The following is an 11,820-nucleotide window of genomic DNA, read 5'->3' on the forward strand; positions in this document are numbered from 1 at the left end:
AAATGGAAACAGTCTAGATCGTTCAGGCAAACTCCACCAACCCCTCGAAGATTGGGCAGATGATTATTTCTTGACGTACTCTTCTGGGAGTTTCACGTCCTTTGGGTTCTCCTTCGCAAGCTTTACAAACTCTTCAACGCATGGGGGGCAGCAGAACTCGTACTTCTTCCCAGCAACTATCCAAGTACATTCGGCATTGGCCTTGGTCAGGGTGACCGGACAAATCTTGTCGCCAACTTTGGGTTTGAGGTCATGCTTCGGTTTGAAGTTTTTGAATTTCTCCGAAGCCGTGACGTTGCCGTTCGCCTTGATGTCATCGTTGGTGTAGATGCCGGCTGCCGTCAGGTAGAGTTTTCGTTCTTCATCGACTTCCCCTTTGGATGTTGGCATGGCTGCTTTTTCATCGTGTCCATCACCTGGCTTATCAGCTGTGTTGAAGGCAAGATGATACCGCTCGCCCCCCAGTTTCAATGCAGGTATGGTGATCTCCAATTCCTGGCTCCAGAGTTCTTTGGGGATTTCGCCGGTGAACCTTGAGGTATATCCCTTGCCATCTCCTTCAAGTGGCTCGGGCTTAAGCTCGAAGGTAACGAACTCTTTATCCCCGACACGGCGAACATAAGCGGTGATCTTCTGAACCTCAGTTTCGACGATTTTCGATAAGTCTTTTCCAAAGAGAAAAAGGTGAACCGAGCCGCTTTTGTGCATGACTGCTTCGGCGTAGTATTTACCTTGTGCGAAGGCAACGTGAACACCCCCCGGATGCCCTTCTACGTTGTGCCCGGACTTTTTCTCCTTTTCGTGGTTGTGCGATTCCTCTTTGAAATCCCCTGAATAGTGGAGGCCATCCACGGTGCCGCCAATGGTTCCTTTGAATTCCATCACTTTTCCAAGTTGGTCGTGCGTCCCGACGAAAGCAATGCCCTTGGAATCAGTCTTTGCTGGGTCGTGCTTGAGTTCGAGTGTAATTGGTGGCGAAACGTTCGTGATTGTCAGCGTGACTTTGGTGATTTTTGACACTTCAACCTTGGGGGCTTTCTTCGCATCTCCGTCAACAACGTATACGGTCACTGATTTCGCATTGTGATCGACTGTGAATTCTGCGTGATACTCGTGTTCCCCCCATTCAGCGAGAGCCCCACCGTGCGGCCCTTCCTCCGGATGAGCATGATCGTGTGCGTCCTTTTCTTTCTTTGGGGCATTACCTTTAGCAGCTTGCTCCTGCTTCTGGCATCCAACGGGGAGTGTCAGGAATGCAAAGGCCAGCGCCGAAACCGTTAGCAAGGTTCGAATGGCTTTCATCGTCGTATCTCCTTGTAAGGGTGATGTGTGACTAGTGGCATGGGTCAGAGACAGATGTGGCATCACTTTCCATCTCGTGAACGATGTGGTCGGCATCTTTGCCGCTAAATTTCCAGAACAGACCTGGATGGAGGAGGTACTCACTTAGAGTTGAAGTGATTAGCCCCCCAAGGATCACCGTGGCAACGGGATAGAGAATCTCGCGGCCCGGTTTTTGCCCTTCAAGCACCAATGGCAGAAGACCAATCCCAGCTGTGAGTGCTGTCATCAGCACTGGTGCAAGTCTCTCAAGGCTTCCGCGTAAGACCATCTCTTCTGAAAACTTCTCGCCTTCATGCTTCATTAAGTGGAAGTAGTGGGAAACGAGGAGAATGCCGTTACGAGCAGCAATGCCCCCTAGAGAAATGAATCCCACCATGCTCGCAACAGTCAGAGTTTGCCCGGTCAGTGCCAGAGCCACCACGCCACCAATAAATGCAGCTGGTAGTGCATTTAGGATTTGGAGAACGATGCGAGGGGACGGATAAAGCATGTAGAGCACAACAAACATGGCAACAAACGATGCACCTGCAAGAATGGCGATCAGAGAAGTTGCTCGCTCCTGGCTTTCAAATTGCCCGGCATACTCGACAAAATATCCGCTCGGCCATCCGCTTGATTTCTGAAGATCCCCGATCCTGCTTTGAATGTCGCGTACGACACTTGCCAAGTCGCGTCCCAAGGCGTTGCAACGAAGAACGATCCTTCGACGTGCATTCTCTCGGTTTATGGTGTTGGGGCCTGCTCCAACTTCAATCGTCGCAAGCTCAGAGAGAGGAACTTGTCCACGTCCACCTGGCAGTTCAAGTCGAAGCTTGCCAAGTTTGGTTGGGTCATTGCGGAATTCTTCGCCAACCCAAACTACCAGATCAAATCGTCTTTGACCTTCTAGCACTTGTGAGAGTGATTCACCCCTTAGTGCTGTCCCAACGAACTCGGCAACATATGCCCTATCAACTCCGAAGTAAGTAAGCTGCTCAGGCTTAAGTCTGATGTGCAGTTCGTTAATCTGTCTTTGTGATTCGATGGCAAGCGACGAGATGCCGGGCACGCTTCCGATCGAACCTTTGATCCGTTCTGCAAGTTGCCTTAGTGTGTCGAGGTCATCACCGTAAATCTTGATTGCGATCTGCGCCGTCACCCCAGAAAGCATGTGACTAATTAGGTGTGCAAGCGGCTGTTCCACCTCAATCTGCACCCCAGGCAACCCGTCTCGAAGCTCATGCAGAATCTTCTTAATGACAGCTTCCCTGTCAAGATGAGCCTCTTGGTTCATGGAGAGGATGTACTCGGTGTTCCCCACTGGCTCTGCATGCTCGTCAAGTTCGGCTCGTCCCGTACGGCGAGCGAACTGAAGCACTTCGCCGCTCGTGTTGGAGTCAGACTTCTGCATCTTCCGAAACACTTTGTCTGCCATCCGTGCAATCTGGTTTGAGTCTTGAAGGGATGAACCTGGAGGGAGAGTGAGATTGACCTGAACGCTGCCTTCATCAAAAGGTGGCAGGAAGTCGGCTCCAAGGTGTGTAAGTAGATAACCTGAAAACCCAACGATGATCCAAGTGGAGAGCAGAAGCGTTCCTGCCCACCGCATGCTAAACCTGATGACATGGCTTGCACCCCATTTGAGGATGCGAAGAAGCGGGCTATCCACTTCGGCATGTTCTGATTTGGTGTTGGAAAGCAGGTAATAGGACAGGACGGGAGTAACAGTTAGGGAAACGATGAGTGAAGAAAGAATCGAGACGATATAGGCAACCCCCAAAGGGGCAAAGAGCCTTCCTTCAATGCCTGAAAGAGCAAAGAGGGGGATGAACACCATGATGACCATTGCCGTGCCAAAGACTATCGCACTACGAATCTCAACACTTGCTTCGTAGATGACTTTGAGAGCGGGGCGAGGCTTTTCAAGGAGCGAATTCTCCTTGAGTCTTCGGAAGATGTTTTCCACATCGACAATTGAGTCATCAACTAACTCGCCAAGAGCAACCGCGATGCCGCCAAGGGTCATGACGTTGATGCTTAATGGCGTCCCTGTAATCCAGCTAATGAGCTTAAACGAAAGCCCCGTCATGACGAGTGAGAGTGGAATAGCAGCAAGAGAAATGAACGTCGTTCGAACATTAAGCAAGAAGAGAAAGAGAATCACCAGGACAAGGCCTGCTCCAATAACAAGTGCTTCCCCAACGTTGTAGATGCCGGTATCGATGAACCGTTTTAGTTGAAAGAGTTCGGAGTTAATCTCAACACTTTTTGGAAGGCTAGGTTCCAACTCTTTGAGTGCCGACTTTACGTCCTCAGTCAAACGTCTTGTGTCAGTGTGTGGTTGTTTAGTGATGGTGAGGATAACCGCATCTTTACCGTTAACGCTTGAGTCGCCACGCTTGAGTTGTGGAGCCTCTACCACCTTGGCGATGTGACGAACCTGAACAGAGCGGCTCCCCACAAACTTCACGGGGATGCTCTTGATCTCATCCAAAACACGTTCTGGTTTGGGTCCGAGTCTTCCAAGAACACGGATGGTCTGCTCTCCTTCGGAGTTAACCATGAATCCGCCGGAAGCGTTGAGGTTGTTATTCTTGATGGCATCTTCAACTTCCTTTAGCGTCACCCCTTGTTCGACAAGAAGGTTCGGATCAAGCAGTACCTGATACTGCTTTCTGCCTCCACCCATGACGATGACCTGAGCAACGCCAGGGATTTTGAGAAGCCGTGGTCGAATAATCCAGTCAGCTATAGTGCGAAGTTCCATGGCTTGCGAGACTGACCCGTCATCGTTTTTCCGTGACAGCCCGACATGCATGATCTGACCCATGATGGAACTGACCGGTGCCATCTGTGGCCGAACACCTGGTGGTAAACCATCGGCTATCGAGCTTAGTCGTTCCTGTACAGTCTGTCGTGCCAGGTAGATATTGGTATTCCAATCAAACTCCGCATAGACAACCGATAACCCAATAGCAGATTGACTTCGAACTGCCTGCACCCCTGTGGCACCGAGCAGTGCTGATTCGAGAGGAAAGGTTACAAGCGTTTCGACTTCTTCCGATGCAAGCCCTGGGGCTTCCGTCATGATGGTTACACGAGGACGGTCGAGATCAGGGAACACGTCGATTGGAAGTGTTGCCGTGATGTAGCTTCCATAGATGAATGCTGCGATGCTGAGAAAAACAATCAGCATTCGGTATTTCAGGGCAAAGCGAATTAACGAGTTCACGACTAGCACCCTCCAATTAGTGGGAATGACCGCTATGGTCGTGACCCTGTCCACCGGCTTCGCCTTCGGCTTTCGCTTTAAGGGCACGGTTCAGTTGCACTGCCGCGTTTATGGCGATGACGTTGCCAGGGGTGATGCTGCCGTCATTGGCAATAACGGCGTTGTCTTGATCCTCGTAGCGAACATAGACGGGCTTTCTTTCAAGCAGGCTTCCGTTCTGTCTGAAGACGAACGCATCAGAGCCTTCGTGAACGATGGCTTCCCTTGGCAGCACGAACACATCGTTCATTTTTTCAACCGGTACTCCAAGTCTTACTCGTTGTCCAGGCCGAAATCTCCAGACGCGGCGAACGCTGCCACCGTTTGCCGGCGTTTCTCGTACTGCATTGTCAACCGGTAGGTAAAACGAAAGCATCCGCGTCATCGGATCAATATGGCTTGCGATGAAGCGGATGGATAGTTGCGTCGGGGCTGAGCTCCATTCGGAAGAGCTATCAAGTAGTACCATTTGGATGGGCCAGTTTTCTTTCGATGCAACTTGAAGTAGGGGCGACTCCTGCTCAAAGGCCTTGCCTTCAACATCAAGTGCCTGGTGATTTGCCAGGAACGCAAGCACTTGTCCGGCTTGCACAAGTTCACCAAGCTGCACTTTTAACTCTTCCACTTCATAGACGAACTTGTCGCCGTCTTCGGCTTTTCGTGGTGCACGGACGAAGAACTCTGTGAGAAACTTTCCCGACATAACTTGATTCACGTCATCTAGCGAAAGCCCACGAGTGAGAAGGTCTTGCTTATGCGTATCAAGGGCGGCCTGTAGCCTTCGCTCTTCGTAGCCAAGATCAAGCAGCTTGCTCTTAAAGAGCGATTGACTGTCAGCTACCGCTTTCAATCGTTGCTGTTCATCGGCATTGATCTGGAGATCACGAGTAGTCTTATAGAGTTGGGCCTGGGTGTTTTGAAGGTACTCACTAACGAGTCTAAGCTGGAATAGATTGTCACCAGGCTTAACGAGTTGCCCTGGGAGAACATTGATCTTGGTAATGATGCCGGAAAGCGTCGTCGAAACTCCGCGGTTACTCAGCCCAGGCCGCTCCACAATGGTGCCGGGCATCTGTGCAGTTCGCCAGTAGGTGGTTAGTTCAACGGTGCCTGTCTTTAGCCCCAAGTTTGCTTTAGCCTGTTTGCTTAGCTTCAACCGTTCTGGATTATCGAGTGCATGATCATCTGTCTTGCTCGATTCACCGGCGGGCCTTGTGCGCAAAAGCCAACCTTTCCAAGTATCTCGAGTAAGCCAGCCTCCAACGAGCAAAGCTGCTACTACCGCCAAGGAGATGAGGGAACGCAAGATGAAAGTTAGTCGTTTCATAGCAGACACTTCTCACGAATGCATAGTTACCGATGGATGATAAGCCACTGGCCATTCTGGTTGAATGACCAGTGGGAACGCACGGTTTACCTTGCTATGACTTGGGCTTTTCCTTGAATGACCCAACTGCTCCTTCTAGTAGAGAGGGAGTGTAGCCAGCCTTCTCAACTGCTTCCCACAACTCCTTGGGAGACACTTTGGAATTTGCTTTTGGGAACACTGTCACGGTGTGAGCAGTTGCGTCGGGCTCTACTTTCTCGACACCACCGACTTTCGCGACGAACTTTTTCACCTTCATGGCACAACCACCACAGGTCATGTCATCAACCTTGATTGTGACCACGTTCTTGTCAGCCTTCTTTTGGTCATCAGCATGAATGGCTGAACCAGAGAGAAGCAGTGCGGTGAGTAAGGCTGTCAGTTGCCACATGCGAAGAGCTAACATTCGATTCTCCTTTGCGAAGTGCCGCACACCTGTTCAACAAACCGATGGTGAGCAGATAACGGCGATGCATAAGCCTGTTACTTAGTGACTGTGACCGGCGTGGCCGTCACTGCCGGATGATCCTGAGGATTGGCATCCTGCCGATCCAAAGCCGAGGGTAATGATGAGCAAGACTACCAAGATAGTCCGCAGAACCAGCTTCCATGCGTTCATGGTCAAACCTTTATGAGAATGGCAGCAAGCAGGTGGAATCCTTGCCACATGCATAAGCCAATGGGCATTTACGCTTCAAACTGAAGTGGATTGGTTATTTGGCAACGGCTGAAACTGAACGGCGAAGCCGCTTAATCGTTGCTATGTAGAAGTGACGAAGGGGCTGCTTAACAAAGCAAAACAAACGAAGTGCGCAGAGCATCCTCTGCGGATAGTTGCCTATGGTGCGACATATTGCTGCCGCAAGTTGCTGAAACTGAAAAGGCAATGCTTTCGGGAACTAAGGAGTGTTCAAAACCAAACTGCCATTCCTGTACGGAATCAATCAGGAGATTCGTAGCCAATGTAAGTGTAGGTGCAACCGGGATGTCTTGATGCTGGTTGCATGGACAAAAAGGAGCCGGTTGATGTGGGTGTTTGTCCGGAGTCGCGGGTTTGGAATCGTGCTTTTTACCGTGATGGCAGCAAGAGGAAGGATTCGATTCTCTGGTTGCAGTTTTGGTGTCGCATTTCTTGGTTGCGAAGAACTGTCCGAATGCACAGCAGCATAGTCCGGGGCCAAGAATGGCCACGAGGCTGAGATACAAGGATAGAACGACACGAACCAAGCCACGATTCCTTCTAGATTCCCAAATTATAGCCTGGCACCAGTAAGAGACAATGGCAGGCTCATCAGCTTCTATCGACCAGGAAGCCGGGGAGACTTGAACGGATATGCGGGTTGAAAACAATCTTGACGGTTTGTTCCACTCCTATTGTTGAAGATGGCTTCAAGCGGATGTCTCTTCACTTGACATTGTGGCAAATGACCTGGATGGATACTTTCAATCCGTCATGCTTGAAAACAGGAGTTCCTCATGCGTCTTATCTATGTTGGCGTTGCACTCGCATCGGGCTTCGTTGGCTTCATGGCGATTGAATCGAAACCGTCAACCACAAAACAGGTAGTGAAGGTAGATCGGTCAAGTTCACAGTCAAAAGTTACGGCTAGTAGATCCCGAACTGCTGTAAGCCAGCCTGAGACATGTTCCACAGATGACCCGTGCTGTTCCGGGAATGGTCCTTGCACTGGCGGTTCATGTGGAAACGGAAAGTCCTGTTGCAAGGGGAGGTAAGTAACCTGCTTTTGGGCTTCGCAAGATGCTGCTTTCGCACCGAGTCAACGATGTTGTCAACCATTCTGATCTTTCTATCTGCGGTAGGAATGTATGGGCAAACCACGCCGAGCCAGCAAGCGGCTGTAGAGGTTCATTTCGTCGGCCAGATGCGAAAGGTTATGCGGGATGGTGATCTGACAGCAACTATCGACCTCGCCCAATTGTCCAAACGAAAGCACCTCTATGCACTTGGCCCGATTGAAGGACTTCGTGGGGAAATCACCATCTGGGACAGCAAGCCTTCTCTTGCTCGGATCGTAGTGGACAGAGTGTCAACGACGGAGAGCTTTCAGAGCAAAGCATGCTTCTTGGTCTATGCAAGCGTTGACTCATGGCAGGAAGTGCAAATTCCTCAAGAGATCAGAGACGATAAGTCATTTGAAAAATGGTTGGTACAGACCGCATCGAAACACGGGGTGAACACCAAGCGCCCATTTCCCTTTCTCCTGAAAGATACAGCACAGAAGGTTGTCTTTCACGTCGTTAACAAAACCGACGATAGTCCCCATTCGCAAGCCAAGCATGAGGCGATCAAGAAGAAATTCACCTTAGAAAACACAAGCGTCAAGCTGCTGGGATTTTACTCAGACAGTCATCACGGTGTTTTCACTCATCACGATAGCAACATCCACTTGCATGTGATTACGACCGATGAAAAACAGTCCGGACATGTCGAGTCGATTCAGTTCGGCAAGGAAGCTCGATTGCTTCTGCCGAAGTAGAATGCCGCCAGCAGATCACCTCGTCAGTAGAATGTCTCATGATGTTGTTTTCTCTCTAGTAATAAGGAGCCGCAGATGTTCAAGCACACGATTCTGGGAACTTTAGCCGCACTGTTTCTTTTCACGGCATCCGTGAGAGCTGAGTCGAAGATCGAGGTCAAGCAACTGCACATGTGTTGCAGTGGTTGTGCTGAGGAAGTTGAGAACATCCTGAAGAAAGTAGACGGCATATCCGACGTTCAAGTCACCAAGAAGACACGAACTGCAACTTTTACGGCACCAAACTCTGCCGCTGCTCAAAAAGCCATCGATGCACTCGCTGATGATGGATTCCACGGCGAAGTCAGTGACAAGGCTATAGGCTTTAAGGCCGATAGCGGCGCAAAGAAGGAAAAGGTGACCTCTCTCACCGTTTCCGGATTTCACAACACTTGCCCAGGCTGCGTGAAATCTTTCCGAGTGGCACTGAAGAAAGTGAGCGGCGTTGAGAGTGATGACTGCAAGCCGAACGTTACGACTTGCACGGTCAAGGGAAACTTCAATGCAGCCGAACTCGTCGAGGCACTGAACAAGGAAGGCTTCCACGTGAAGGTCAAGTAAGAGTAGATGCGCTCACGGGGCAGGAGACACTCTCGATGAACTGGATTCACCGGCAGATCTGCCGCTCGGGTTGGTGGCGAAGGTACGTTGAGAGGGATTTACTGCCCTGGGTGTTGCAGGCAGTCGAATTGGGCGACAAGCTTCTTGAGGTCGGCCCAGGTCCAGGACTTACTACCACGATTTTAGCAGATCGTTCCAACAAGCTTACCGCCCTAGAGATTGATCCAAAACTTGCTCAATTTTTAAGGTCGAACGCTAATCTTTCAGGAGTTGAGGTCGTCGAAGGAGATGCGACGGCGATGCCTTTCGCCGAAAGCAGTTTTGCTAGCGTGTTATCATTTACAATGATGCACCATATTCCATCAGCAAGTCTTCAAGACAAGATGCTGACGGAAGCCTACAGGGTGCTTCGTCCAAATGGCACTTTCATCGGAACCGATAGCATCTGGTCTCCCATTTTTGGTCTCGCCCATTTTGGCGACACGATGATCCTTATTAACCCCGACACATTTGAATCGAGGTTAAGTAACGCGGGCTTTACCGAGATCGAAATCGAGAAGAGACGCAAGGCATTCAGATTCCGAGCTAGGAAACCTGCAATCGTTGTTAATCCTGTTTAGTAACCCAAGTGATTCGTGCCCATGAGGAGCATGGCTGCGGCCATAAGCACCATCAAAGCATCTTCAACAAGGGTAACCACCGACATCGGAAGATTGAAAACCGTTCCCAGACAGGCGCAACGAATCTTGCGTTTGTTGAGTAAGCTCTCGATCACACCAATGGAACTTACTCCCATCACAACCAGGGTGACCAGGTTGATTACCAACGGATTGAAATTCGCCAGGTAGGCAATTCCCAGTCCGAGTTCGATGAACGGGTAGATGAACCCGTAGGCTCTCAGTCGCTTTGCCACCACGTCATAAGTCATGTAGGCATCAGCGAAGGCCGTGACGTTCAAGAGTTTGAAGAACGAAAACACGAGAAAGAACCCAGACATGAAGTGTCGCATGGATCGCTCCCAGTTGAATGATCCGTTTGCGTACTCAACAATACCAACAACGCCAAGCAAGTAGGCGAGAATAAGCAGCAGCGGAAAGTAACTCTGCTTCTCTGCGGGCTCTGCAGAAGGTTCAACGGGTGGAGTAGTAGTGATCTCACGGGTAACCCTGTAACCTGCTTTTTCAAGCAACCTGTTTACCAAATCACTTGATACATTCTCACCGTGCACGGTGATGGGCTTCTCTGGGGCGTTCGTGTCCACACTCCAATGATGAACGGAAGGCTCAGCATCGAAGATTGGCTTAATCTTCGCCACACAGCTTTCACATCGCAGGGTTGTTCCGAATGTTCGAATCATGTCTCTGTCTCCTTTGTGTTTTGCCCACAGAAGCATTAGCTGCTTAGAGCTTGCATAATGGGGCATTGTTTCGTTGAACCCTTTCCCTTGCAGTTTGCACTTAGCTCAAGAAGCTTTGCTCTGACTACTGTCAGGTCGCGAATGCGACGTTCAATATCAGCAGCCTTTGCTGTAGCTTTGGAACGAACGATTGATCTGTCCGTTTCCGGGTCTTCCCAGAGGGCAAGAAGTTCTTTCACTTCTTTCAGGGTGAATCCGAGCTCTTGGCTTCGCTTGATAAAGCGTAACCGCAAGACGGCATCTTCCGGGTACGCTCGATATCCTGAGGATCGTCTCGCAGGAACGGGGAGAAGTCCTCGCCGTTCGTAGTAACGAACAGTCTCAATTCCTAGTCCTGCCTGTTTGGCAAGTGCCCCAGTAGTTAGTGATCCCATATGCTGCACCTCCCTTCGATTCAGTATAAACCCCGTACCTTGGTACAGAGTCAAGAGGCTAAGAAATTATGTATGTGATCTTTCAATTCTGAAGTCCGAATTGTTGAAGAAAGCAGATGTGTTGCCGGTTTCGGAGGTTGGCTTGCATTGTTCGCGGATCTGAATGTCTTGCGATATCTTGTATGTCTACGATGTCTACACCACGTTCTCTGGACGTCGTGAATATCGTAACGCGGAATAAATGAACTGTAGCTGCAGGATGCTTAGTGATACTTCACTACAGAACTTCCAAAAGTCGATAACAAGCTATCCCACGACCAAAGTCTTTAGCAGAATGGGAAATGAATTGCTGCTTTGGCAGTTACGAAGCAGCATCTTCCGAAATGTCGGAGAACTTCTACTTGCAGCATTCGCAATTCGATTGATTCGTTTGAAGGCCATACTTTGGAGATTCGTTCTCGCCCGTGCGAGGCATGCGAAGGACATAAGAAGGCTTCGATGATTTGCTCGATGCTGAATGTCGCTTACAGGCTGGGAGTTCATCATCTTTTGGAGCAAGTCGTTCAATCTGCCTTGTCGCATTTACAAATGGGACAGAATTTCTCGTGGTCTTTTGTGCGGAACTCACGCTCTTTTTTGAACCTCCTTCAGATCCCATCACGATGGTAGCAACGATTGCCGTAATGATAGAGATCGCAATGTACGACAAGAATTGCAAGGGTTCATCCTCCATGATGGAAGTAGAATGATATCCAGAACTCTCGGGGCCATCAATCTCAACTGACCTTGTGTCTTGGCAAATACGTGCTGAAATTTTTTGATCAGTAGTTCCATGCTACATACAGACCATCATTCGACTGGAATGGGGCACTTTCTTTGTGCAAATGTTTGTTTTGATATCACGTAGTCTCGCCATAGCTTTAGTCATTCGGTGAACTGACCTTGATTTTTTGGTAAGTTGTGACGATAAA

At 49.8% G+C, this 11,820-nt stretch carries 9 protein-coding genes; 3 read left to right on the forward strand and 6 right to left on the reverse strand.

The window, feature by feature from the left end; translation table 11 throughout:
* Positions 1-63: 63 nt before the first annotated feature.
* The 4 genes from JNJ77_00890 to JNJ77_00905 form a co-directional block, all read right to left on the reverse strand.
* Complete coding sequence (locus JNJ77_00890; protein ID MBL8821111.1) at positions 64-1,302, reverse strand: hypothetical protein; 1,239 nt, start codon at positions 1,300-1,302, stop codon at positions 64-66.
* A 31-nt stretch (positions 1,303-1,333) separates the two neighbouring features.
* A complete protein-coding gene (locus tag JNJ77_00895; GenBank protein ID MBL8821112.1) occupies positions 1,334-4,519 on the reverse strand; it encodes an efflux RND transporter permease subunit in 3,186 nt (1,061 codons plus the stop codon).
* A gap of 52 nt (positions 4,520-4,571) precedes the next feature.
* Positions 4,572-5,921, reverse strand: coding sequence for an efflux RND transporter periplasmic adaptor subunit (locus JNJ77_00900; GenBank protein MBL8821113.1), 1,350 nt, complete (start codon positions 5,919-5,921; stop codon positions 4,572-4,574).
* Positions 5,922-6,015: 94 nt separating this feature from the next.
* Positions 6,016-6,366 (reverse strand): heavy-metal-associated domain-containing protein, encoded by a 351-nt coding sequence (locus JNJ77_00905; GenBank protein MBL8821114.1) that lies wholly within the window; start codon positions 6,364-6,366, stop codon positions 6,016-6,018.
* Between the two features lie 1,378 nt (positions 6,367-7,744).
* Between JNJ77_00905 and JNJ77_00910 the strand changes: the two genes are divergently transcribed.
* The 3 genes from JNJ77_00910 (at position 7,745) to JNJ77_00920 (ending at position 9,678) form a co-directional block, all read left to right on the forward strand.
* The gene (locus tag JNJ77_00910) at positions 7,745-8,458 is read left to right on the forward strand and encodes an acetolactate decarboxylase (protein MBL8821115.1); all 714 of its coding nucleotides are present in this window, start codon (positions 7,745-7,747) and stop codon (positions 8,456-8,458) included.
* Between the two features lie 75 nt (positions 8,459-8,533).
* A complete protein-coding gene (locus tag JNJ77_00915; GenBank protein MBL8821116.1) occupies positions 8,534-9,058 on the forward strand; it encodes a cation transporter in 525 nt (174 codons plus the stop codon).
* 35 nt (positions 9,059-9,093) lie between these two features.
* Positions 9,094-9,678 carry a class I SAM-dependent methyltransferase gene (locus tag JNJ77_00920; GenBank protein MBL8821117.1) on the forward strand — a complete coding sequence of 195 codons (585 nt, stop codon included), beginning with the start codon at positions 9,094-9,096 and terminating at the stop codon, positions 9,676-9,678.
* Here the strand turns inward: JNJ77_00920 and JNJ77_00925 are convergent.
* Together JNJ77_00925 and JNJ77_00930 are read right to left on the reverse strand one after the other, a co-directional pair.
* Positions 9,675-10,415, reverse strand: a complete 741-nt coding sequence (locus JNJ77_00925) for a copper chaperone (protein MBL8821118.1) — start codon at positions 10,413-10,415, stop codon at positions 9,675-9,677. The two genes, JNJ77_00920 and JNJ77_00925, sit on opposite strands and share 4 nt — an antisense overlap.
* 35 nt (positions 10,416-10,450) lie before the next feature.
* Positions 10,451-10,849 (reverse strand): MerR family DNA-binding protein, encoded by a 399-nt coding sequence (locus tag JNJ77_00930; GenBank protein MBL8821119.1) that lies wholly within the window; start codon positions 10,847-10,849, stop codon positions 10,451-10,453.
* Positions 10,850-11,820: the final 971 nt, after the last annotated feature.

It is taken from the genome of Planctomycetia bacterium (assembly GCA_016795155.1).
In the GTDB taxonomy this organism is placed as follows: domain Bacteria; phylum Planctomycetota; class Planctomycetia; order Gemmatales; family HRBIN36; genus JAEUIE01.